The organism is Paenibacillus sp. Cedars (assembly GCF_003184205.1).
In the GTDB taxonomy this organism is placed as follows: Bacteria; Bacillota; Bacilli; order Paenibacillales; family Paenibacillaceae; genus Paenibacillus_AQ; species Paenibacillus_AQ glucanolyticus.
The window spans coordinates 4,696,601-4,720,703 of sequence record NZ_CP020866.1 but is presented as its reverse complement, the minus strand read 5'-3'; the positions used below and the strand labels follow the sequence as shown (position 1 = coordinate 4,720,703).

Here is a 24,103-nt window from a genome sequence, read left to right as displayed (position 1 = left end):
AGGAGGATAAGGTCAGGAAATGAAAAAGACATGGTCAATTCTATTAACACTCGTATTATCCGTTGGATTGCTTGCAGCTTGCGGCAACGATGATAAGTCTACTGACACTGGTGCAGCGAATGGCGGTTCAGAAGGATCTCAAGATAAGAAACGCATTGCACTTGTACTTCCTGAGAAGATCGGTGTTAATCCTTTCTTTGCATTAATGGATGAAGGGTTGAAAAAAGCGGCTACCGATTTCAACGTTGAAGTGAAGACGATTGAATCGACTGACCCGGCCTCGATCGAGCAAAACCTGCGTACGGCCGTTGCCGAGAAATATGATCTGATCATTACTTCTACCTTCCAGATGGAAGATGCACTGAAGAAGGTTGCACCGGAGAATCCGGACGTGCCTTTCGCCATTATCGATACAGTGGTAGATTTGCCGAATGTCCGCAGCGTTGTATTCCGTGAACATGAAGCAGCTTATCTGCTGGGTGCAGCAGCTGGACTGGCTACGAAGACAAACAAGGTTGGCAACGTGGTTGCAGACGACATTCCTATTATGCATAAATATATGACCGGCTTTGCCGAAGGCGCAAAATCGGTAAACCCTAACGTTGAAATATTTGTTAACTATGTCGGCGGATTTACAGACCCGGCTAAAGCGAAGGAACTCGCACTCCTCCAGAATTCCAAGGGTGCCGATTTCGTTGCTGGCCTCTCTGCTGTCGGTGACCTCGGCGTGTTTGAAGCCGCAAAGGAAAAAGGCTTCTACGCTTCCGGACAAGATACGGATAACACGGGCACGGATCCTGAGCACGTTGTGCTTGCTCAATTGAAAGGCACAGACGCTGTTGTGTACGAAACAGTTAAGGACTTCTCGGAAGGCAACTACTCATTCGACATTCGTGACTATGGCCTGAAAGAAGGCGGCGTAGGTCTCACTTACGTTACCCATGAGAGCAAAACACCGCTCAATCCATTCATTGGACAAGACATCGTGGACCAGCTCAAGGTGATTTCCGACGATATTATCGCCGGAAAGATTAAAGTAACCAACGCATTGGAACAAAATTAATTCTCACCTGGACCGGCTGCCACATGAGCAGTCGGTCTTTCATTCAGAAGCGAAAGGAAGGCATAACTTCGATGCTACTCCAGATGGACAATATTACAAAAAAGTATGGCGAGTTTAGCGCAAACCGCGGCATTGATTTTTCGCTGCGTGCGGGTGAGGTTCATGCGATTGTCGGGGAGAATGGTGCAGGCAAAACAACGCTGATGCGGATATTGTACGGGATGGAGCAGCCAACCTCGGGTACGATTCGGCTGAATGGCAAGGAAGTTTCGTTTGCGAGCCCGGAGGGTGCGATTCGCGGCGGCATCGGCATGGTTCACCAGCACTTTATGCTGTTTCCTACGTTTACAATTGCCGAGAATATCGTGATTGGCAATGAGCCGGGCTCCGGTGCCAGGTTTGACCGCAAGCAAGCGGTGAAAACGGTGGATGGACTCTGTGAGCAATACGGAATGAAGGTTGATCCGCGCGCAATCGTGAGCAGCAGTGCACCGGGTGTACAGCAGCGGGTTGAAATATTGAAGGTGCTGTATCAAGGTGCCGAAATCATTATTCTGGATGAGCCGACAGGCGTGCTGACGCCGCTTGAGGTGCAGGAACTCCTTGAGGCCATTAAACAGCTCTCTAAACAGGGCAAAAGCTTTATTCTGATTAGCCACAAGCTGAATGAAGTTCTGGATGTGGCTGACCGGATTACGGTGCTCCGCGACGGTGCGGTTACCGGCGTTGTGGAGAAGGGAAACACGGATGCCCGTCAGCTCTCCCGCCTTATGGTAGGCCGCGAGTTAGCGGAGCTGGATAAGAAAACGATAACGCCGGGTGAGAAGGTGCTTGAGGTATCGGAGGTTTCGATTCGCGGAACGAAAGGGAAGCCGGTGCTGGATGGCGTGAATATACAAGTCCGGGCAGGCGAGGTTGTCGGGGTTGCCGGCATTTCCGGCAACGGTCAGTCTGAGCTGCTACAGGTGATTTCCGGCTTGGCTCAGCCCGACAGCGGCCGGATAGCCGTATCGGGCAAGGATGTTACCGGTATGTCTACGCGTGAGATAAGAGAGCATGGGTTAGCCCACATTCCGGAGGATCGTTATGTATGGGGAGCTAACCGTACGGCAACCGTGATGGATACCGGACTTATGGGTCACCATCGCCGTTTGCAGAAGGGCGGCTTCCTTAAACTGAAGGACATCCGCTCGCTTGTTTCCGGTTGGGTTCAGAAGTTCTCCATCAAGACGGGGTCTCTGGAGACAAGCACCCAGTATTTATCCGGCGGCAATCTGCAGAAGCTGATTGTTGCCCGGGAACTTGAGCAGGGAACCCCGTTCCTGATCGCTGCCGAACCGACGCGCGGCGTTGATATCGGCGCCATGGAGACCATTCATGGTGAACTGCTCAAGCGGCGTGAAGAGGGGACAGGTATTCTGCTGGTATCTTCTGAATTAACGGAAATTTTGAAGCTGTCCGATCGGGTTCTGGTTATGTTTGAAGGTCGGATTGCAGGTGAGTTGTCAGCGAAGGAAGCGACAGAAGAGAAATTGGGGCTGCTGATGGCGGGAGGAACCTTGTAATGAATAAATGGACAAAATTGACGCTTCCGCTGCTTCAGCCGATTGCGGCGATCATGGTAGGTTTGCTCGCGGGGGCGATTGCCATCATGATTGCCGGAGGCGATATTCTGGAGACCTATGCAGAGATGTGGAAGGGCGCCTTCGGCGGCATGTATTTCTTCACGAATACGCTGTCCCGGGCGACGCCGATCATCCTGATTGGTCTGGGTGCGGCATTTGCATTCCGCGCCGGATTTTTTAACCTGGGTGCTGAAGGACAGATGGTGTTTGGTGCGCTTTCCGCCGCATTGGTCGGTTTATATATGCCGGGACCCGGCTGGCTGGTGTGCATCGTTGCCATCATTGCAGGTATCGTTGCGGGTGGTCTGTGGTCGGTGATGGCCGGATATTTTGACGCCAGATTCCGGGTTAACCTGCTGATCTCCACGCTGCTGCTGAATTATGTGGCTGTACTGTTTGCGGGTTATCTGGTTGCCTATCCGCTGAAGGACCGTTCAGGTTCTGCTGCGATGGCACAGTCCGAAATGCTGGACAACAGTGTCTGGCTGCCGAAGCTGATCTCCGGCATGCCGCTGCACGTAGGGTTTGTGCTGGCTGTGCTTGCCGCGTTAATTATATTCGTATTATTGAAGCGTTCCGTGATCGGATACGAGGTCCGGATGCTTGGCGGCAATCCATTGTTTGCCCTGTTCGGCGGGGTTAAGCGTGGTCCCATGATGCTTGGCGCGATGTTCTTCAGCGGCGGCTTGGCTGGTCTTGGCGGCGCTGTTGAAATACTGGGCTCTCAGTATCGTTATATTGATGGCGCATTATCCACGGCTGACTATGCTTGGACGGGCATTATGGCTGCATTGTTGGCAGGGTCGCATCCGATCGGCACGCTGATTGCATCGATTTTTTTGGCCGCATTGCAGACAGGCGGCATGGGCGTCGAACGAAATACGGAAGTGCCGCTTGAAGTGGGAGCCATTATACAAGCCGTGCTGATTCTGTTTATTTCCGCCCGATTCACATACAGCTTCCTGAAGCGCAGAAAGGGGAACAAATCCGATGGAACAGCTGTTTGATCTTGCATTAATCAACTCGGCCCTGCGTGTGCTTACTCCGATCCTGCTTGCAGCCCTCGGCGGTGCCCTGTGTTCGCGCGTCGGATTGTTCAATGTCGGTCTGGAAGGCTTTATGCTGTTGGGTGCTTTTTCCGCCGTGGTGGGGAATTACTTTTTCGGTAATGTCTTTTATGCGATTTTGTTCGCGATTGCGATCGTCTCGATATTTTCCTTTATATTTGCCTATCTCAGCATCAATCTGCAGGCCAACGTCATTGTGGTTGGTATCGCGATGAATGCCTTGGCTGCCGGATTGACGACATTTAGCTTACGGGCTATTTTTGACGTAAAAGGCGCATTTTATGATAATACGATGGTGGGACTGCCGAAATGGAACATACCGATTATCGAGGACATTCCGGTGCTGGGTCCGATCCTGGCTGGTCTGACACCTCTTGTATATCTGTCCTTTTTGATTGCGGGCTTGATGTGGTATTATTTCTATCGCACAAAGAGCGGCTTCCGTTTCCTGGCTGCAGGTGAGAATCCACTCGCTGCCAAAAGCGTGGGAATCCGCGTAAGACGTTATCAGTATGGCGCTGTGCTGGCCAGCGGCGTGTTATGTGCGCTTGCAGGCGCGCAGCTGTCACTTGGACAGGTGACGATGTTTACAGAAGGCATGACGGCCGGGCGCGGCTTTATTGCGCTGGTGGCAACGATGCTGGGCCAATCGGGTCCGCTTGGCGTTACGGCGGCAAGCCTGCTGTTCGGCTTTATGGATGCACTGAGCATCCGGTTCCAGGGCCTCGCACTGCCTACACATTTCACGCAGATGCTGCCTTATGTCGTCACGATTCTGGCCATGTTCTTCTTTAAGAATAAAAGCTTCCAGCAGGATGCACTGAAGCAGGGCTCAAGCTCCAGATAGGCGCACACGCCGCGCCGCGATAACCTGTATTGAGTCCTCCAGACGTTAAGCGGTTGTGGATACGATCCAGCATAGAGGAGATGAACTTGGTGCACAAAAAAGCAGAACGTTTGAAAAAAATGAAGCCGGTGGCAGCTAATAACCTAACGGATGAACAGCGTGCCAAACTGCCGCCGGGGCAGACGCTGACCGAAAAGTTTCCTATCCTGCATGAAGGGGACGTTCCTCGCTACGACATGTCGGAATGGAGACTCAAGGTATTCGGCGAGGTCGAAGAGGAACTGACGTTTACTTATGAAGATTTAATGGCCATGCCAACGGTAACAGTGAACACCGATATTCACTGTGTTACGCGTTGGTCCAAATTCGATACGGTTTGGGAAGGAATCCTGTTCCGGGATTTCCTCGCGGGCCTCAATGTGAAGCCGGAAGCCAAATACGTCATGTTTCATGCCGATCCCGATTACGATACGAATGTGCCGATCGAGGATCTGCTTATGGACAATGTGATGCTCGCCTACCGCTTCAATGGCGAGCCGCTGACGGACAAGCATGGTTGGCCGCTTCGCACGGTCGTACCGCATCGTTATTTCTGGAAGAGCGCGAAGTGGCTGCGCGGCATCGAGTTTATGAAGGAAGACCGCCCGGGCTTCTGGGAACGCAATGGCTTCCATAACGAAGCGGATCCGTTTAAGGAAGAGCGGTTCAGCGGCGAAGCACTGGATATACCTGAAGATGAATGGACACATAAGGAGTTTGACTAATATGTTGATGCCTATTTTGCAAGTGAACTCAGAGGATATACCTGAATTTGTGATCGTCTGCGGCGATCCGAAACGTGCGGAGACGATTTCCCGTAAGCTCACAGGTGCGCGCGAGCTGGCATTCAGCCGCGAGTACCGCACTTTTGTGGGGAGCTACGAAGGCATTGAGCTGGCGGTTACCAGCCACGGCGTTGGATGTCCGGGAGCTGCGGTTTGTTTCGAGGAGCTGATCCGCGCTGGAGCGAAGACACTCATTCGCGTGGGCACCGCCGGATCCTACCGGGCGGATACCCCTGCGGGAAGCCTTGTGGTCAGCACCGCTGCGATCCGTACGGACGGGCTGACGAAGCAGCTGGTGCCGGACGGCTTCCCTGCGGTCGCGGACAGCCAGGTTGCGGAGGCGCTGTACGAAACAGCGCTTGCGATCGGCGAAGGCGTGGTGCGCAAGGGAATTACGGTCACGCTGGACGTGTTCTTTAACGGCGTTGAAGAAGTGCCGCACCAGAAATATAAAGCGGCCGGGGCACTGGGTGTAGAGATGGAAATTGCGGCATTGTATGTCGTTGCAGCCATCCGCGGCGTTCGTGCTGGCGCAATCGTGGCGATGGACGGCTTTGCCGATGCCGATCTGGCGGCCGAGTACGATCCGAACACCAACGTAGTTGCCGACGCAGTGGAACGCGAGATTAACACGGCCTTGCAAGCTGTGGCGAAGCAAGGGTAGTGGGTAAGATAAAAAGCCGATTTCCCGAGAGAGCTTAGGGAAATCGGCTTTTTATTTGTGCGTGAAGGCAGGCGGCCCGGGCGCCTGCGGCCCGTGCAAGTCCCAAATAGGGACTTTGCATCGCCAAGTCCGGGCGCCCACAGCCCGAACCCCGCGGCCGTTACTGTTTTGCCGGCTGCACAGTGAAGAAAGGGACCTTCGCAACGCCTGCGGCCCGTGCATAAGTAAACAGCTGCCCCTTATGGTGGATTTCATGGTCCACCATGCTGCCCAGCCATACTGATCCAGGGGCTGCAAATCCGTTAAAGTCGAGCGGTTTCTCCAGCTCCGCATTCGACAATTCCGCATAAGCGGCTGTTGTAGCATCGGTTGAAGCTTGGACGATATTTCTAATGTCCTCAATCGTTTCGAACTGGGTAGAGATAGAAGGTGGAGAGAAGGTGCCATTTTTGATAGACAGCAGGAACATCTCGGAGGAGGCGGCAATGTGAACAGCCAATGCACCCAAAGTGTAGGCATCCTGCCAAGGTTTATAATCTAAATGCTCAGTGTGTACATCCTCCAGCAGTTGATTGAGTACCGTGCGATGCTTGCGCCACCGTTCGAATTGTTGCTGACCTTCATGACTCATGATTTAACCTCCTTGATCGATGATAGAATATAGAACTTGGGAACTGCGATTTATGGTGCCAGTACTTGTAAACAGTTCGTCAAGAGATACGGGAATCCTTCCCGATCGGGAGCAGCTTACGCAAAATTGGAGGATGAACAAGATAAGCAAAACTCCTCTATCCATGATCAATATGATGCAAGATAGCAGTATATAAATATTCGGCCAAGTCACCATCGCTGAATTGATTTATATAATTTTTGTAGCGATTATCGCGTGTATACGTATTTGCAATACATGTTAACATTTCAGAGTCACATACAATGGATTGTTCGAGACAGCTTTTCCATTCGATGATCAATTGCTGTACTTCATCGGAAGAAGGGGATTGATTCATACAGGATGCCATTTTTCTGAATATCTCTCCATCTGCTGTTCAAATTCAGATAACAGGCTCGCTTTTTGAAGTCCTCCGCTTTAAAAAGGAATATTCAGTATGTTCCATTTTCCGATAAATGGAGCCACACTGGCTTGTCTGAATAACGCGACTTTTTTCTTTTTGTGGAGCATGTCAAAACTCTCGATATACTTGATCTGAGCGTAAGGATTGTATTTCATTTCTTCACCTCTGTTTTAAATTAGTTTGAATGATGAACTACGACGTAGCGTGATGGTCAAGAAAATAGCTGTTGCGAAAATTAAATCGGCGATATATACTAAACTCAATAGTAATTGGTCAATCAATAATGAATGAATACAAGTGATGTTCAGAAGTTAAAGTTAAAGTGAAAGGGAGGTCGATATGATGGCCAGAGCTTCAACCTCTGTCAATCGGCGGAATGATATCGTGGCAGCAGCTATTGAGGTGTTTGCCGAGATCGGGTACTATCGCGCGACCACGGCTCAGGTAGCCGAGCGTGCGGCTATATCCCAGCCTTATGTCTATCGCTTCTTCACCAAGGAGTCACTGCTTGTAGAGTCGTTGTCTGTCTCCTGGAAGCGCATCGTGCAAGCATTTCAAGTGGTGATTGATTCATCTGCACCTGAGGAACTGGAATCGGGATTGATCCGGGCTTACGAAGGGATCATGCAATCCTATCGCAGTGAAATACTGCTGCAGATGCAGGCACAGACGATTCAGGATGCACCCATCCGCGAAGCGATGCAGCAGGGGATTAATGAGATACGGGATCATGTTGGAAATGCCTTTGTGTCAGCAGGTTTTGAAGACGCAGATAAGAAAATCTCCGATTTTCTGGCGCGGGGCATGTTGTGTAATGCAGCCATGGCCATGGATATGCCGGATTTAATGCCCAAAAAATAAAGCATGCTCAGGCGCTTTTTTAGTGCCACACCGCGTATGATGGAAGTTGTATGCGCGGTGCAGGAAGAGCATGATATTTTTCAGTAATTGTAATTGATCAATCAATAATATAACTGAATAAAAGGAGAGATTTATATGCAAAAAGCGATTGTATTGGGTGCAACAGGTGGCGTAGGAGCTCCATTGACAGCAGAGCTGATTGAGCGTGGAATCGAAACGGTAGCCTTCGGACGCTCCATGAAGAAACTGAATGAGCTGGCTGATCAACTGAACCATTCCCCTCTGCTCACATTGGAGACGGGGGATGCATTCAAACCGGAGGATATCATAAGGGCTGCTGGAGAAGCGGACATTATTTTTCACAGTGCCAATATTCCCTATCATGAGATGGAGTCCAGGCTGCTGCCACTAGGCGAGTCGGTGATGAAGGCAGCGGAGGAGACGGGAGCCAAGGTTGTGGTGGTGGATGGTATCTATCCTTACGGTCGCCGCTTAATGGAAAGGGCAACAGAAGAACACCCCAAGAAACCTCATACTCGCAAGGGCAAGGTGAGGCTGGCTTACGAGGAATTGATCTTCTCATCGCGGTGGCATAAGGCACGACCACTGATCGTACGGCTTCCCGACTATTACGGTCCCTCTGCCCAGGCATCCTATCTATCCGTGACCATGGAAGCCATTGCCGCAGGCAAGCCAACTGCGTTCGTAGGCAATATGAGGGTTCCCCGTGAATACGTTTATTTGCCGGATGCCGCACGGATGATCGTCGAGGTGGCGGCGAGGGAAGAATCCTACGGACAGAACTGGCATATTCCCGGACCAGACGTGATCTCGGGACATGAGCTGGTGCGGATTGCGCAGAGGGCTGTCGGGAAGCGGAAGGCGGTTATGCCGCTGGGGCGGATCGGGCTGTCCCTGATCGGGTTGTTCAATCCGGTGATGAAAGAGGTGGTAGAGATGCTGTATCTGACGGAGGAGCCCTTGGTGCTGAGCGGTGATAAATATGAGCGACAGATCGGCCCGATTTCCTGGACACCCCATGAGCTGGCTATCACGGAAACGATGCGTGGTTTAATGGAAAAGCGAGCATGAGGAATGACAAGTGAGAAGGAAGAAGGAAAATTGCATGAATTTTCAGAGGGGATAGGGGGGGGAGATACGGAGCAGGCGGAGCAGATTTTTTAAAAAGTAATTGGTCAATCAATAAATTTATGCAAAATCATAGAATAACCTATTTCAGTTTAAGTTCATGTGCCTTTATAAGGAGGTGATTCGGGTGGCCAAACTTCAGCTCAAATTTATGGATGGTTTTTTTGTAGCGGTTATGCTGCTGTGTGCGCTCAGCTGGTGGGGCTAGAGGTAGTCAAGCTGGAAAGTTAGGGTGATCCGTAAACAAGAGGAGGGATACAGGGTGAAGGAAGAGATGAGTTCTATTTGGTTTTCTAAATACTCATTCATGCTGGGTATGGCAACTGTTCTGCTGGTGCTGTTCTCCATGTGGGATTAATTTTGTTGAAAAAGCGCTGACCGTCAACACGGTCAGCGCTTTTTTATACGAAGACTCACAGCCGGCTCAATGCCGAATTAAATTTTTTTTAAAGAAAATCCATCAGTTTCTTTTGCCCAAACGTTATATTAACAAGAAAGACAATTCGAAAAGTGAGAGGTTGGCTAATGGAAGTATGTGATCTCTATGAAAGCCTGAAGGACGACGTAACACGTTATGCCAGATCCATCGCCAAGCACGCTTATGAAGCAGACGATCTGGTTCAGGATGCCTTTATGAAGGCCCTCAAGGAACCAAATCTGGCGGACCTGCCCCTTCATAAGCAAAAGGCCTGGTTCTTCAGAGTCATCAAAAATCGCATGATCGATATTAGCCGACGGGAGAAGCGGCTTGTATCGTGGGAGGATGATCTGGATGCAGCGGTGCTTCCCGTTTCAAGCCGCAATATAGAGACGACCGAGTGGCTTGCCCGCTTGCCGCAATCACAAAGCGACATCGTATTTAAACGTTTTTGGCTCGGAATGTCCAGCCAGGAAATTGGAGAACAACTCGGAATGCCCGCAGCAACGGTTCGTTACAAATTGCAAACCGCCATCAAGAAATTAAGAAAAATATGGGAGGAAGATATGAAATGAGCAAAATGATTGGAAATGTAGGCATGCTGGATTTGACACAGGCAACGGAGGAAAGTGTAAAAAGCATTGAACGGATCGGCAACGTGGGCATCGTCATATACCGGGCAGAAACGGCGCACCTCCTGACGATGCTGAAGAATGCAGGCAATATCGGCAAAACGCTTGAAATTCCGGCAGGTCACCGTTATTACAACGGGACGCTGCGACTGAATGAGGAATATTTTAAGCAGCTGGATCACCCGGATCGTGTATTTGTTAATGGCACGGTTATCATCGACAAAGAAGTCTCCTTTGAGGCGTTCCAGAGCGGTAATCTTCATCTGGTGGTCAACGGCGAGGTGTATACTCCCCAGCATCTGGCGGGTGTCGTTACCTCAGCGCTTCTTAAAGTTGGAGGAGCCAGCGCGGAGATTTACGCCTATCAGTATGAGCCCAGATTCGAGTCGGGAAAACTGAAATTGAACAATGCCTATCTGGCCTCCATCACCGACCCCATCAGTCTGGTAATGAGCGGAGTGCTGGAGCTGGATAAGGACCTGGATATGGAGCGTTTTGCAGCCGGGATTGACAGTCTTCGTATGAACGGCAAAGCTGTTATTCATGAGAGCCAATCCCCATATTTCTATGATAAAGCGAAGGCGATCAATGGTTCCTTGGAGGTTATCCCGACAGGCTTCGAATATGTAACCAAGCCATTGAGACTAAATGCAAGAACCATTCGCCGATTCAACGGCCACAAGTTCTACACCAAACAACCGATCATTATGGAGGCTGATGTGACACGTGATGCCTTCAGCCGTGCTATATCAGAGATACAGTCCACGTCATTCATCATATGCAGCGAGGATATCGAGGATTTGATATGGGAACGCTGCCCGAATCTGAATACCGAAATTTTAAGTTATGAGCAGTCTTTTATTTTCGTTAGCGGTGAGGAGACTTGGTCGAAGGATCAGCTGTTGGCTTTGGAACAACCAGTAACCTTTATTGTAGATGGAACATTCATTCTTGATGACGATGTAACGGAGGACGATATTAAACATTCGATCTCATCGCTGGATCTCTTCGGAGATGTGGTTGTCGGGGAAAAAAGAATTAAAGGCATTTTGTACCCTTACCTTAGAGTGAACAATGGCAGTATTATAGTGAAGGGGACGGAAGAGGAGCTTGCAGGTATTGGTAATGTCGGAATGTTATCGTTATAAAAGAGAAGAGGAATGAACCATGAATATTAATAATGAAGATATTGCCAAGCAGCATATTCTCGACCTCCGTCAGGAAGTGGAACGATGCCAGCTGGCAACAAAATGGAGTCTTACACGCAAGACGACAGACCACGCAACAGTGGCTGCGCGTAAAGCCGATGGAAAATGGAAGTCACTACTGGAAACCATCATCATGATGGGAAGAAGAATGCTCTAATCCGGAGTAACCGGTTGAGCAAGAACCCTATGTATACGGATAATCGTCGATGCGATGCGTGTCGGCGATTTTTGATTGCGAGGCAAACGGATCCTTTTGCAAAAAAGTGAGTTCGAGCAGCTGTCCAGAGGCAGCTGTTTATTATGGTTACCTATTTACGTGTTCTTTCGGTATTCATCGTCAATATTTTGCTGTTTGCCGCTTTATCCATGATCCTGCCCGTGTGGCTGTTTGTAGCACTGTTCCTGCTGCGGGGCGGAGGTGTGACGATGCTGTCCAATCTGCTGGACAGTCTGCTGATGTCTGCGTTTCATGAACAGGAGCGGAATCTGTATGCCGGCATGAGATCGGTATTCCGGAGTTTAGGATCGTCCGGGGCAACGCTGGTTTCCGGCCTGATCCTGGCCCGGCAGGATTACCGGCTCCCCTTCCTGGCCACAGCCGGGGTGCTGCTGGTATGCGGTCTGTATTACGTGTGGTGGATACGTCCGGTCCTATCCAAGAGATTAAGCAGCAGTATGGAGCCGTGAATAAGAAGAGGCTGTCTAAAGGGTCGAATTGACCTTTTCAGGCGGCCTTTTTACGGTTACAGGGTTATTCCCGATATTCACATAGAAGTCCGGTGTTATGCTGATCGGCTGCCGTGTTCCTATTTTGTTCCGCAGAAAGTCTCCAAATATATTGACATCAAAAATTGGTACATGTTTAAATAGAAGAAGTGTTAGCACTCTTCTGACTAGAGTGCTAAATGAAACCTCGTTCAGATTGGAAGGGAGATTTTTTCATGGCGAAAAAACAGTTTAAAGCTGAGTCCAAACGGCTGCTCGAGATGATGATCAATTCCATCTATACGCAGCGTGAAATTTTTCTGCGTGAGCTGATTTCAAATGCCAGCGACGCGATTGACAAGATTTATTATAAAGCTCTGACCGACGACAACTTGACCTTTAACAAAGAAGATTACTACGTTAAGATTACCGCAGATAAAGCAAGCCGCACACTGACCATTACCGATACAGGGATCGGAATGACGAAGGAAGACCTGGAGAACAACCTCGGCGTCATCGCGAAGAGCGGATCCCTTGCGTTCAAGAGCGAGAATGAAGCGAAGGACGGCCACAACATTATTGGCCAATTCGGTGTCGGCTTCTATTCCGCGTTCATGGTTGCTGATGTGGTTACCGTGACAAGCCGAGCCCTCGGCAGCGACGAGGCGTTCAAGTGGGAATCCGAAGGTGCGGAAGGGTATACCCTAACACCGGCTGAGAAGGAATCCATCGGAACCGAGATCGTGCTGAAGATCAAAGGGAATACGGAAGACGATCAGTATGATGAATATTTGGAAGAATACCGCCTGAGAGCCATCGTTAAGAAGTACTCCGACTTCATCCGTTATCCGATCAAGATGGACGTGAAAACGCAGCGTCCGAAGGAGGATGCCGAGAACGAGTTCGAGGAAGTTCAGGAAGAGCAGACCATCAACAGCATGGTGCCGATCTGGCGCAAGAACAAGGGCGAGCTGACGGACGCCGATTATGAGAATTTCTACAACGAGAAGCGTTACGGCTTCGATAAACCGCTGAAGCACATCCATGTCAAAGCGGACGGTGCCGTTGTATACAATGCGATTTTGTTTATTCCCGAGAATACGCCTTTCGATTATTACACCAAGGAATACGAGAAGGGGCTTGAGCTCTATTCCAATGGCGTCCTGATCATGGACAAATGCGGCGACCTGCTGCCGGATTATTTCAGCTTCGTGAAGGGGATGGTCGATTCGGAGGATCTATCTCTGAACATCTCCCGCGAGATGCTCCAGCATGATCGTCAGCTGACGCTGATTGCAAAGAACATCAAGAACAAGGTGAAGGGCGCGCTGCAAAGCATGCTGAAAGACGAGAGAGAGAATTATGAGAAATTCTTTGAATCTTTTGGCAGAGGCTTGAAATTCGGCGTCTACAATGACTACGGCATGAACAAGGAAGATCTTCAGGATCTGCTGCTGTTCACGTCTTCCCAAGAGAAGAAGCTGGTCTCGCTGGATGAGTATGTATCGAGAATGCCGGAGGATCAAAAATATATCTATTATGCGTCCGGCGATTCCATTGACCGGATCGAGAAGCTTCCGCAGACGGAAATGGTGCTGGATAAAGGCTATGAAATTCTGTACTTCACCGACGATGTGGATGAGTTTGCCATCAAGATGCTCATGAAATACAAGGAGAAGGAATTCAAATCGGTATCGAGCGGGGATCTTGGCATTGATTCAGAGGCCGACAAGCAAGAGAACGAAGCTGAAGAAAGCGACAACAAGGAGCTCTTTGAAGCCATGGGCGGCCTCTTGGCTGGCAAGGTGAAATCCGTTAAAGCCTCCAAACGCCTGAAATCCCATCCGGTATGCCTGTCCACAGAGGGCGATGTATCCATTGAGATGGAGAAAATATTGAAGGCAATGCCGAACGGACAGGATATCCAGGCAGACAAGGTGCTGGAGATCAACACAAACCACGAGGTGTTTACATCCCTGAAAGCACTGCAGGGGGATCAGGACAAGCTGAAGCTGTACACGAATCTGCTCTATAATCAGGCGCTGCTGATCGAAGGCTTGCCGATTGCCGATCCGGTGGAATTCACGAATGACATTTGCAAAATCATGGTGTAAGCAGCGAAAGCGAACGACCATGAGATGATAACAGACAAACCCGAGACTCTGGTGTAAGGTGCCAGGGATTCGGGTTTGTTTTTTTGACTTGCTCCCGATTGTGCTGTGCAGATCGCTATTGTTACACCACATCCGCCGCAAGATCCGATAACAATCCGTTCTCAGGTGCCATGCCCAACAGGTCGTAGACCGAGATCGGGAACATCGGAAAACCGACGTAGTAAGGCGTGATGGCATAAAGCGGATAGAAGAGGACCAGTGATTTATCGGCCAGATAGAAGTCCTGATTCGGGGACACGGTAATCGGGGTGCCCTCCAGTACAGGAAGGCTGCGTGCCTTGATCTGACGGTTCACCTCGGCCGCCAATACGGCTTGATAATTGGAGTCCGGACGGAACAGGTCGGATAAGGCATAGGATTTTCCCGTGAATGTGGAGAAGGTAAGTGCTCTTGTCACCGTATAACCGTGGGCCATAGGCTCGGAGTAGGTGTAGTTGGTCAGAACAAGGCTAAGAATGCCGCGCTCATTCGTTTTAATCTCAAAAGTTCCGGTAGTCTGCGGATGGGTTCCCGTCTGGACCTGCTGCTGGGCATGCTGCATATCCTGGATTTGCTGCCGTATAGTCCGGTTGATAACGTCCTCCACCTGCCGATTCGCGAGGCCGTATACTTGCGGATAATGAATAACAAGGCCGGGCGCCGTATGCGTGAGGGTATGGATATTCACCGGTGGTACATATTGAGCCATGCGTACAATCGCTCCAATCTAACATGAGTTATGTTAGCCTATTCGGAAGCGGGTGCGGAGGTTACGGGTACGAGAGAGAATGAACGGGCGCGGCACCCTTAGGTTTTTTCCACGTCTGTAGGCTTGAGCAGTCGTCTCACAAAGATTGTGAAAATCGCTAAGGAAACGACGACCGAGGCTGCGGTTACGGAGAACAGATACGTATAGCCTATATGCTCGGATACCAGGCCCAGGAGGATTGCGCCAAGTCCGATACCAAGATCGAAAGCCGTCATGAAAGAGGCGTTGGCTGCACCTCTTCGATGCTCTGGAGCAATGCGGAGCGTGGCTGCTTGAAGTGCAGGCTGGGCCGAGCCGAAGCCGATACCGTACAGGATTGCGGCTGTAACCAGTCCAGGTAATCCGCTTGACAAACTTAAGACAACCAGGGCTGCCGCCGTGACAATAAGGGATGGAATGATGATGAATGCTTCTCCGAAACGGTCTGACAGCTTCCCGGCAAAGGGCCGAATCAGGGTAAGTGCGATTGCATATACGAGGAAAAAAGTTCCCGGATTGACCCGGATGGAATCTGCAAACAGCGGGAGAAAGGTTGTGATTCCGCCATATGCGACAGCCAGGAAAAAGATTGCAGCCGTGACAGGAAGAACGGATTTCTCGACCAGTTGAATCCGCCCAGCACTGGGTTTAGCTTCATAAGGAACCCTGGTCATATAGGCCAATATGAGCGCGATGAGGGATAGCCCGGCCGCAATCAGGAACAAGGTCCGAAAGGAATATCCACCCACGATATACGTGCCCAGTAAGGGGCCGATCGCCATCGCAACCGTCATTGCCATTCCATACCACCCCATGCCTTCCCCGCGTCGGGAGGCCGGGATTAAATCCGTAATGACCGTTCCGATGGCGGTTGTCGAGAAAGCCCAACTCGCACCGTGCAGGATTCGCAGCGCAAGCAGCAGCAGGATGCTGCCAACCCAATCGTAGAGATACATCGAGAGGACAAACAATAGGAGGCCCCAAATATAAAATATCCTTCTGCCGTACCGGTCCACTAGTCCCCCGACAATCGGGCGAAAGACAACCGCCGTTAGCGTGAACGCACCGGCCGCCAATCCAACCTGGGATTCCGAGCCGCCCAAGTGCTTGATATAGAGGGGGAGCGTGGGCAGCAGCAGATAGAAGCCCGTAAACAGAAATAACATCCCGATTGTCATCTGAATGAACGACTTCGTCCATAAACGTTCCATTCCTTATTCCTCCTTATATTGAATCTCTGCTAAGGCTGACCCCTATTCTTCGGTGGATTTAACAGCCTCGATTTCTTGTCTGATCCACTCGATATTCGTTAGCCCCATCTGCCTCCGATGATCCAGTACTCTCATCAATTGAAGCCGCTGCTTCTCAGGCTCAGGCTTGTAAAACGTGATCTCGGCTTCAAATTCCGTCACATGTTTCAGATTGGTTTCGAGATAAGTCAAATACTGCTCCAGACAGGCCAATCGGATTTCCTTCGGAACATACCGGAAATACACCATTTTGAAATGGAAATGGTGCTCCGTATCCATGTTGAATTCCAGCGGCTTCTCCATGAGCTCCAGGAATTTTTGCTGCCCGGCATCGGTGATCTGATAGATTTTTCGGGGGCGCTTCCCTCCGCCGGTTTCGTCGAGCTTAAGATGGATCCATCCGTTATCCACCATGCGGGAGAGCAGAGGGTACAGCGTGCCGGAACTGATCTGGCGGTAGGGTCCGCCCGCATTTTTAAGAATTTCCTGAAGCATGTATCCGTGCTTATCACCTGTCACCAATTCACCTAATACAAAAAGCTCATACATCTGAGTTCCTCCAATTATATATCGTTACGACACAAATATATATCGTTACGATATATAAAGCAATACTTGGAAGAAAAAAATTTTTTTGAATATCTGCTCTTGAAACAGCAGATAAAGCCGCTCCCCTCGGGACCGGCTTTATCCATTCTCCATTCCCTCCCTATGCCAGAATGGAGTCCATCTCGCATGTAAGGGGGCTGCGTTTACAGTCCGCCCGCATTTTTCTCATGGCTGTCATCCCTTTGCCGGTTTACATGGTCGATATAATCCAAATGCTGAAATCCCCAGGTGCACATGTCTGCCAGAACGCTGTCCAAGGTTTTCCCATGGTCGGAGATAGAGTACTCCACCTTGGGCGGAATCTCCTGATATACCTTGCGTACAATGAGCCCATCCTGTTCCAGTTCACGAAGCTGATTCGTAAGCATGCCTTGGGTAACGCCTGGAAGCATACGTCTGAGCTCTCCGAACCGCTTGGTTCCGTCCTGCAGCAGTATAAACAGAATCAGCGGCTTCCACTTGCCGCCTATTAATTGCAGCGTGGTCAGTATGCCTTTGGTTTTAAACTCCTCATGACTCGTTGTTCTCATATTCTCATCTCCCAGCGGAAGTCCGTATTTGATCATTGGATAGGCTTGATGGTTGATACTTTAGCATAGTATTCGGTTTAAACCCAGTACTATTCTTTATCATACTTAGTACGTTTTTTCGTACTATGCATGGCATGAATATGTACGATGAACCGGACTAAGTACATAAAAAGAGCGTACTTTTCAAAGCTACCAATCCGAAACATAATGGGGGTGTCAAACAAACCAAACCGGACAGGAGAACTGATTATGAAAATTATGGTGATTGTGGCTCATCCGAATCTAGAGAACTCGCGTGCCAATCGCGCCTTGATGCAGCAAGCCAAGCAGAATACAAATGGAAATGTAGATATTCGGGATCTTTATAAGGAGTATCCGGACTGGAATATTGATATCGAGCGGGAGCAGCAGCTTATTCTCCAGTATGATCGGGTGGTGTTCCAATTTCCGTTTTACTGGTACAGCTGCCCGCCCCTGCTGAAGAAATGGTTCGATGACGTGCTCACCTTCGGGTGGGCGTTCGGACCGGAAGGCAACAGTCTGAGGGGGAAGGAATTTATGCTGGCGACCACGGCGGCAGGCTTGGAACAAGGGTATCGTGCAGGTGGCGACAATTGGTATACCGCAAGTGAACTGCTGCGTCCGATTCAAGCCACGTTGAACCGGTGCAAAGTGAATTATCTGCCTGCATTCGTGGCGTATAACGTCGATCGGATAAGTGACGAAGTACTTCAGGCAGAGGCTCACAGGTATGCGGACCAGGTACTTGCACCGGCCATTGTGGAGAGTCGATATTAAGACACGTGTGAACAATAACGGATAGAACATGGGCTCTTGCCAACTCAAACGATGAAGGGCATGATAGAGTCACAGGATTTGATCTGAAGCAATGCCTATGCGTTTTTGGAGCAGTCCATACGGTTTGGGATCGAAATTCCTGGCACACACTTACAGCGCTTTCAGGAGGGTCCATCATGACGATTGATGAAGCCATTCATTTGGAGTCCTATGATGAGCAGTGGGCGGAATGGTTTATCGATGAACAGCAGGGGTTAGTCAGTGAGATCAAACGAAGGATCGTTTCACAAGGGGCCCGGGGCCTGCTCCAATATTCCGACGAGAAGAATGCGTTTGTTGAGCAGCTTCTTGTCAGGGCTGAGAGATGGATGAACGGGAGAACAAGCTGAAGAAGCACCCGCCGTCTCATTTTCCTCCATTCATGGCCTTACATTGTTTTCGGTATTCGGATGGTGTAAGGCCATGATATTTTTTAAATGTTTTGCTGAAATGGACATAGTCCGAGAAACCGACACGATAGGCCGTTTCCTGAGCGGATAGCTCAGACTCCGCAAGCAGTTCCCTCGCTTTTTCCATACGGATCTGGACCAGGTATTTCACAAAGTTCATATTTGTTTCATTCTTGAAGGTACGGCTTAAATACGTCACCGACATCCCCAGTGAGTCTGCCACCTCCTGCAAGGACAAATCCTCCATCGCGTAGTTTTCCTCAATGTACCGCTTGGCTTTCACAATATTGTGGTGAGCGCCAAGATTTCTGGAGCCCTTAATTAACTCAAGCATCTCCTGAATCTTCTCTGTCATTTGACGGCGGCAGGCAGCACGGTCATCCTGCGACCACGGGTGCTCGCCGATTGTCATACCCAGCACCAGGCCGCGTTCTTCAAGCGCAGACAGCAACTCCTGCATCAGCATAGGGGCATACTGTGATAAGCTGACTCCAATAGGTCCCATCGTTTCAAAATGGGTGACCATTTCATCGGTTAGTTCCAAGGCATCCTGTTCCTCAACAGACCACAGCAGCTCAGCAAGCCTGGTTTTGTATCGCTGCTGTGCAAGCGTCCATTCCGTTTGCCGGGAGAAACTCGCCTTTCGGTTATCGAGTTCCTTGCAGGCACGTTTAAGTGTCGTATGGAACTGTTCCGGATCGATGGGCTTCAGCAGGAAATCCGACACGCCGTAGCGCATGGCCTGACGTGCAAATTCGAAATTGTCGTGACCGGACAAAATAATGAATTGCATGTGTGCATGAGTTTCTCTGACCCGGCGGATAAATTCCAGTCCGTCCATTTCAGGCATGCAAATGTCGGTTACGATCAGATCCGGCCGGCTGTCCTCCAGCATCTGAAGCGCCTCAGCCCCGTCTTCCGCCTCTCCCGTGATCTCAACCTGGAGACCGGACCTTTCGACAAGCTTTCGCATACTCAAATGAATGGCATATTCGTCGTCAATCATCATTAACCGGTACATGATGTGCCTCCTCGCTAGTCATATATGGCAGCCTGACTTCAAACTGGGTGCCTTCATCAGGCACGGACTGCACAAGGTGCAAGCCATATTCCGCACCGAAGGTAAGCTGCAGTCGTTGATGGACGTTCAGGAGACCGATTCCGCTGGTGGGTTCCTCCCCCTCGTTGCTCCGTAATTCGTCTTCCGGATTCTCGGGAGTTTGCAGGATGCCTCTTATATGCCGTCTCTTCTCCGCATTCATCCCAATCCCCTTATCTTGAATCACGACGGCAAAATAGTGTCCCTCCGCACGGGTGCTAATCCCGAGGTAGCGGGGTTTCTTACCACGGTATCCGTGGATGAACACATTCTCTATGATCGGCTGCAGCGTGAGCCTGACGGCCTTCACGCGATCCAGGTCGTGTTCATCCACATCTATATCGATCTGCAGTTTGCGGAACCGGGCACTTTGAAGATCCAGATAAAACTGGACATGCCTCATCTCCTCCCGGAGCGGCACAACCGATCCGGCATGGCCGATATTGTAACGGAACATGTGGGCAAGCGCCCGCGTCATGCGGCTGATATCCATATGATCATCCGCGATGGCATATGAATTAATAATCTCTAGTGAATTGTACAAGAAATGCGGATTGATGTGGGATTGCATGGAGCGGAGCTCGGATTCCTTCTGCCTGATCATAAGCTCCCGTTCCTTCAGCCGGGAATCGTGAACCTCCCGGATGAGCCGCTTCAATTCTCCCGTCATGCTGTAGAAACTCTGGAATACGGCAGTCATTTCATGGTTGCGGAACCGGTTCATTTTGGTAGGAAGAACAAAATCGCCCCGCTCAACACGAGCCATTAATTTTTGCAGCATGGAGAGCGGCCTTGTCAAGGATAAGGAGAAACCGCCCACAAGCGCCAATGCAATAATCATAAGGATAGCTGCGGCGGCAAGCGAGTAATTGCGCTGGGTGATCAAGCCGCCGATAAGGTTGTTCAGCGGCAGATCGGCGACGACCGTCCAGCCGGTGATCTGAGAACGTTCATGCAGAACCATTTTTTCAGTGCTGGAGGCTGCGTCTTGATGACGGAAGAAGGAAGAGTTCTGGTTCTGAATACGTGCAAACAGCCCCTGTTCGACGGTGGACCCAACCAGATTCGAGTCTGGATGGTAGATGACCTGTCCGCCTCTGCCCATAATCCAGACGTCAAAGCCGCCCAGTGAATCGTTGGAGCAGATTGCCCCGATTTGCTTCAGGTTAAGATCAACAATCAACAGGCCTTTATAGAGAAATGAGGAGTTGTCGTACAGCTTTCGTGCTACGGTAAGGGCAGGAGTTTTTCCTACCCGGCTGAGGCCGATGATCTGGAAATCGCTGAATTGGTCCAGTTGTGCCTGGAAGGATAGATTGCGTTTGCGGATTTCACTCATATCAAGCAGTCCGGGCGCACTTTCGTAATCGGTGATTTGCCGCTTGTTATCGGCGACAAGCGAGATGCCAATGATGTCGGACCGGCCGTAAATCATCTGGGCGAACAAGTCGTTCTCCACTTTAGTGGCAAGCTGAAAGTAGGCATACGGTGTGAGCTGGCTGGTCGAGAGAAATTGCTGGATCTGCGGGTTATGGATAAAGGGATAGGTGGAATTCTCCAGATTGGATATGTAGGAATCCAGAGACACATTCGTTTGCTCGATAATGCGTTTGTTCGCGCCAGCGGCAAACTGTTCAATCGCCTCAGTAGAAGACTGGTACCAGAAGCTGCCCAGCAGAAAGAAAGGAAGGCCGATGAAGAGGATGATCAGAACGAACAAGCGTTGATTAATGGTCAGATTACCGATGGATATTCCTTGGATGTTCATCGTTCTTCCGCCTTCCTGGCATTGAAGTAGGGAATGTAAGGAACATTGTAGCAAAAAAACACAAGTTGTAAATAAAAATACATGATGCCGCAGCAAGAAATCACAAGTGGGCTAAGAAAGCACATGGGCGCTGCCGATACTTATCAACTACAATCTCATTAATCCATTTCAATTGAATCAGGGGGCGAGGATTTGTGAAAAAGAGAAAAGGGTTCTACAGCTGGTTAACGGCCTTATTGCTGATATCCATGATTGCTAGCGGTTGCAGCAGTGGCAGTGAAGGAAAAGGCGGGACATCGGCTCCCGGTACCGGAGGCGACGATGGGAAGAAAGTCGAAATCCTGCTCGGATATTATTCCAGCGACAGCTCCGATGCCAAGATGAAGGAGCTGATCGAACAGTTCGAGAAGCAGCATCCGAACATTAAGGTGAAGACGCAAAGCGCGCCTTACGGCCAGTTCTATCAGAAGCTGGATACGCAGATTGCCGCCGGTCAAGCACCGGATGTGTGGCTCTCCGACGGCGTATACGTGATGAAATATGCCCAGCGCGGCGCGGCCAAGGATCTGACCGATTGGATAGCCAAGGATCTGAAGGCGGATGAATATTACGGTCTCGATTTCAACAAGGACGCAGACGGGCGCTATTGGGGCGTACCGCAGGGCATTCAGGTTGGCGTTCTGTTCTACAACAAGGATCTGTTTGATAAAGCAGGGGTCGCGTATCCTTCGGATGAGTGGACCTGGGAGGACCTGAAATCATCGGCTGCCAAGCTGACGGTGGATGCGGGCGGAAAAACGGCCGAGGACAGCGGTTTTGACGCCGCAAGTGTCAACCAGTTCGGACTTACCTTCTTCAGCATTACCGAAGGCTGGTTCTCCGTGATGAAATCCTACGGCGGCGGTGCTCTTGATGAGAAGGCGGAGAACTCCATCATCCATTCACCCGAGAACAAGCAGGCGTTTGAATGGATGGTTGACGGCATGCAGCGCGGAATCATTACGGATCCGGTAGATCTGAAGAGCTTCCAGAGCAATACCGCCGTATTTCCAAGTGGATCGGCTGCCATGCGGATCGGCATTTACGCCCGGGTGCAGGCAGCGAATGAAGCGGGCCTGAATTATGATGTAGCGCTCCTGCCTAAGGGTCCGGACGGGAAGCGGGTATCTCCGGTGATTGCGAATTCATGGGTCATTAATCAGAAGTCCGGTGAGGAAAAAGCGGCGGCTGCCTGGGAATGGATTAAATACTGGGCTACGGAGGACGAGGTGCAGAAGCAATGGACCGAGCTTGGCGAAGCCGTGCCGGTGAAGAAATCCGTAGCGGAATCCGAAGTGTTCCTGAAGGCCGGAGAACAGCCGGCTAACCGCCAGGCATTCCTGGATAGTCTGGAGTTCGCGCAGACGCTCGACAACAATGCGGTATGGGAAGAATGGGTCGGCAAATTCAATGAGAATGCGGAGCGTGCTTTCCTGGGCGATACCGGAATCGATCAAGCTTTAAGTGATGCGGACGCAGCTGTTCAAGCGGTCCTCGATGATTTCTATAAAAAATAGAACAAGGCTGGAAGAAAGGCGGGAGTGAAATGGGCAATATGCTAAACGACAATGCAGCACTCAAAGCCGATCCGATGCCGAAAGGAAAGCCCGCCCGAAAACGGAAATGGGATCATGAGGGGAGATGGGGGCTGCTTATGGCTTCCCCCTATCTTCTCCACTTTATTATTTTTGTGGCGGGTCCTCTCGCTGCATCCCTGTACTTCAGCTTTTCCGATTACGATATGCTGAATCCGCCCGAGTGGAGCGGACTGGACAATTTCCGGCGCATGGCCGGCGACTCGATGTTCTGGCGTTCGTTATGGAACACACTGTATTTTGCGGTCCTGTTCGTGCCGCTTCAGACCTTCCTGGCGCTTGTGCTGGCCGTAGCGCTGAACCAGCGCTTGAAAGGGCTTAAATGGTTTCGAATGGCCCACTTTATTCCGGTCATATCCTCATGGACCGTCATCCTGTACGTTGCTGATGCCGTATTTAATCCTCGCTTCGGTCTGGCGAACACACTGCTTGCCAAGCTGGGGCTGGCGGGGCAAGGCTGGCTGCAGGACCCGAAACTCGCCATTCCGCTGCTCGTTTTCATCGCGGTCTGGAAAGGGATCGGTTATATCATGGTCATTTATCTGGCAGGTCTGCAGAGCGTTCCCGGGGATTTGTACGAAGCCGCAGAGATAGATGGTGCAGGGGCTTTGCGCAAATTCCGCTATATTACGGTGCCGTTGATCTCGCCGACGACCTTCCTGGTTGTCATCATGAGTACGATCTCCACGTTCCAAGCGTTTGAGCAGATTTACGTGTTGACTGGCAGAGGGGACATCAGCTCGGCGGGAGGTCCGAACAACTCCAGTCTGGTGATGATGCTGTATTTATACCGGGAAGGCTTCACATTTATGCGTATGGGTTATGCTTCCGCCATCGCCTGGGTGCTGTTCATGATTTTGTTCCTGTTGACGCTGGTACAGCTTAGAGCCCAGAAGAAGTGGGTGCATTATGATTGATCGAGTTGACAA

General features: G+C 50.5%; 24 protein-coding genes and 1 pseudogene. 17 read left to right on the top strand and 8 right to left on the bottom strand.

Annotated features, from left to right (window positions below; translation table 11 throughout):
* Positions 1–19 precede the first annotated feature (19 nt).
* From B9D94_RS23390 to B9D94_RS23365, 6 genes are all read left to right on the top strand, one after another.
* Positions 20–1,063 carry a BMP family protein gene (locus tag B9D94_RS23390; RefSeq protein WP_076152221.1) on the top strand — a complete coding sequence of 348 codons (1,044 nt, stop codon included), beginning with the start codon at positions 20–22 and terminating at the stop codon, positions 1,061–1,063.
* 71 nt (positions 1,064–1,134) lie between these two features.
* Entirely contained in the window at positions 1,135–2,628 is a 1,494-nt protein-coding gene (locus tag B9D94_RS23385; RefSeq protein ID WP_063478721.1) for an ABC transporter ATP-binding protein, read from the top strand.
* The gene (locus tag B9D94_RS23380) at positions 2,628–3,695 is read left to right on the top strand and encodes an ABC transporter permease (protein ID WP_036641012.1); all 1,068 of its coding nucleotides are present in this window, start codon (positions 2,628–2,630) and stop codon (positions 3,693–3,695) included. Before B9D94_RS23385 ends, B9D94_RS23380 begins: the two co-directional genes overlap by 1 nt.
* Positions 3,679–4,602, top strand: a complete 924-nt coding sequence (locus tag B9D94_RS23375) for an ABC transporter permease (RefSeq protein ID WP_036641013.1) — start codon at positions 3,679–3,681, stop codon at positions 4,600–4,602. The genes B9D94_RS23380 and B9D94_RS23375 overlap by 17 nt, the downstream gene beginning before the upstream one ends.
* 89 nt (positions 4,603–4,691) lie before the next feature.
* The gene (locus B9D94_RS23370; RefSeq protein WP_036641015.1) at positions 4,692–5,366 is read left to right on the top strand and encodes a sulfite oxidase-like oxidoreductase; all 675 of its coding nucleotides are present in this window, start codon (positions 4,692–4,694) and stop codon (positions 5,364–5,366) included.
* Position 5,367: 1 nt separating this feature from the next.
* The gene (locus B9D94_RS23365; RefSeq protein ID WP_148248085.1) at positions 5,368–6,090 is read left to right on the top strand and encodes a nucleoside phosphorylase; all 723 of its coding nucleotides are present in this window, start codon (positions 5,368–5,370) and stop codon (positions 6,088–6,090) included.
* Between the two features lie 160 nt (positions 6,091–6,250).
* On the opposite strand, the gene B9D94_RS23360 is transcribed toward B9D94_RS23365, so the two are convergent.
* Together B9D94_RS23360 and B9D94_RS23355 are read right to left on the bottom strand one after the other, a co-directional pair.
* The gene (locus tag B9D94_RS23360; RefSeq protein WP_148248084.1) at positions 6,251–6,721 is read right to left on the bottom strand and encodes a DinB family protein; all 471 of its coding nucleotides are present in this window, start codon (positions 6,719–6,721) and stop codon (positions 6,251–6,253) included.
* A 157-nt stretch (positions 6,722–6,878) separates the two neighbouring features.
* Positions 6,879–7,165 (bottom strand): annotated as a pseudogene (locus tag B9D94_RS23355) (TipAS antibiotic-recognition domain-containing protein); the annotation flags it as partial.
* A gap of 340 nt (positions 7,166–7,505) precedes the next feature.
* Here B9D94_RS23355 and B9D94_RS23350 point away from each other — a divergent pair.
* The 7 genes from B9D94_RS23350 (at position 7,506) to htpG (ending at position 14,250) form a co-directional block, all read left to right on the top strand.
* Positions 7,506–8,024, top strand: a complete 519-nt coding sequence (locus B9D94_RS23350; RefSeq protein WP_148248848.1) for a TetR/AcrR family transcriptional regulator — start codon at positions 7,506–7,508, stop codon at positions 8,022–8,024.
* Between the two features lie 135 nt (positions 8,025–8,159).
* Entirely contained in the window at positions 8,160–9,116 is a 957-nt protein-coding gene (locus tag B9D94_RS23345; protein WP_036641021.1) for an NAD-dependent epimerase/dehydratase family protein, read from the top strand.
* A 582-nt stretch (positions 9,117–9,698) separates the two neighbouring features.
* The gene (locus tag B9D94_RS23340) at positions 9,699–10,166 is read left to right on the top strand and encodes an RNA polymerase sigma factor (RefSeq protein ID WP_006208477.1); all 468 of its coding nucleotides are present in this window, start codon (positions 9,699–9,701) and stop codon (positions 10,164–10,166) included.
* Positions 10,163–11,371, top strand: a complete 1,209-nt coding sequence (locus B9D94_RS23335) for a hypothetical protein (RefSeq protein WP_148248083.1) — start codon at positions 10,163–10,165, stop codon at positions 11,369–11,371. The genes B9D94_RS23340 and B9D94_RS23335 overlap by 4 nt, the downstream gene beginning before the upstream one ends.
* Positions 11,372–11,390: 19 nt before the next feature.
* Positions 11,391–11,588 (top strand): hypothetical protein, encoded by a 198-nt coding sequence (locus B9D94_RS23330; RefSeq protein WP_006208479.1) that lies wholly within the window; start codon positions 11,391–11,393, stop codon positions 11,586–11,588.
* 143 nt (positions 11,589–11,731) lie between these two features.
* Complete coding sequence (locus tag B9D94_RS23325) at positions 11,732–12,118, top strand: MFS transporter (protein WP_253806020.1); 387 nt, start codon at positions 11,732–11,734, stop codon at positions 12,116–12,118.
* Positions 12,119–12,372: 254 nt separating this feature from the next.
* Positions 12,373–14,250: a molecular chaperone HtpG gene (gene htpG, locus B9D94_RS23320; protein WP_148248082.1), complete on the top strand. Its 1,878-nt coding sequence runs from the start codon at positions 12,373–12,375 to the stop codon at positions 14,248–14,250.
* A gap of 121 nt (positions 14,251–14,371) precedes the next feature.
* On the opposite strand, the gene B9D94_RS23315 is transcribed toward htpG, so the two are convergent.
* The 4 genes from B9D94_RS23315 to B9D94_RS23300 all read right to left on the bottom strand — a co-directional run bounded on the left by B9D94_RS23315 (position 14,372) and on the right by B9D94_RS23300 (position 17,426).
* The gene (locus B9D94_RS23315; RefSeq protein ID WP_148248081.1) at positions 14,372–14,998 is read right to left on the bottom strand and encodes a DUF3298 and DUF4163 domain-containing protein; all 627 of its coding nucleotides are present in this window, start codon (positions 14,996–14,998) and stop codon (positions 14,372–14,374) included.
* A 98-nt stretch (positions 14,999–15,096) separates the two neighbouring features.
* On the bottom strand, positions 15,097–16,248 hold the full coding sequence (locus tag B9D94_RS23310) for an MFS transporter (RefSeq protein WP_148248080.1): 1,152 nt from the start codon (positions 16,246–16,248) through the stop codon (positions 15,097–15,099).
* A 42-nt stretch (positions 16,249–16,290) separates the two neighbouring features.
* Complete coding sequence (locus B9D94_RS23305; RefSeq protein ID WP_036641037.1) at positions 16,291–16,836, bottom strand: PadR family transcriptional regulator; 546 nt, start codon at positions 16,834–16,836, stop codon at positions 16,291–16,293.
* 203 nt (positions 16,837–17,039) lie between these two features.
* Complete coding sequence (locus B9D94_RS23300) at positions 17,040–17,426, bottom strand: winged helix-turn-helix transcriptional regulator (RefSeq protein ID WP_063478736.1); 387 nt, start codon at positions 17,424–17,426, stop codon at positions 17,040–17,042.
* A 249-nt stretch (positions 17,427–17,675) separates the two neighbouring features.
* Between B9D94_RS23300 and B9D94_RS23295 the strand changes: the two genes are divergently transcribed.
* Together B9D94_RS23295 and B9D94_RS23290 are read left to right on the top strand one after the other, a co-directional pair.
* Positions 17,676–18,224: an NAD(P)H-dependent oxidoreductase gene (locus B9D94_RS23295; RefSeq protein WP_063478737.1), complete on the top strand. Its 549-nt coding sequence runs from the start codon at positions 17,676–17,678 to the stop codon at positions 18,222–18,224.
* Positions 18,225–18,400: 176 nt separating this feature from the next.
* Entirely contained in the window at positions 18,401–18,613 is a 213-nt protein-coding gene (locus tag B9D94_RS23290) for a hypothetical protein (protein WP_148248079.1), read from the top strand.
* Between the two features lie 16 nt (positions 18,614–18,629).
* Here B9D94_RS23290 and B9D94_RS23285 read toward each other — a convergent pair whose 3' ends face one another.
* Positions 18,630–19,694 (bottom strand): response regulator transcription factor, encoded by a 1,065-nt coding sequence (locus B9D94_RS23285; protein WP_148248078.1) that lies wholly within the window; start codon positions 19,692–19,694, stop codon positions 18,630–18,632.
* Entirely contained in the window at positions 19,672–21,540 is a 1,869-nt protein-coding gene (locus tag B9D94_RS23280) for a sensor histidine kinase (protein WP_148248077.1), read from the bottom strand. Before B9D94_RS23280 ends, B9D94_RS23285 begins: the two co-directional genes overlap by 23 nt.
* Before the next feature lie 194 nt (positions 21,541–21,734).
* Between B9D94_RS23280 and B9D94_RS23275 the strand changes: the two genes are divergently transcribed.
* Together B9D94_RS23275 and B9D94_RS23270 are read left to right on the top strand one after the other, a co-directional pair.
* Positions 21,735–23,096 (top strand): ABC transporter substrate-binding protein, encoded by a 1,362-nt coding sequence (locus B9D94_RS23275; protein WP_063478740.1) that lies wholly within the window; start codon positions 21,735–21,737, stop codon positions 23,094–23,096.
* Positions 23,097–23,125: 29 nt separating this feature from the next.
* The gene (locus tag B9D94_RS23270) at positions 23,126–24,091 is read left to right on the top strand and encodes a carbohydrate ABC transporter permease (protein WP_006208493.1); all 966 of its coding nucleotides are present in this window, start codon (positions 23,126–23,128) and stop codon (positions 24,089–24,091) included.
* The last annotated feature ends 12 nt before the right edge of the window (positions 24,092–24,103 follow it).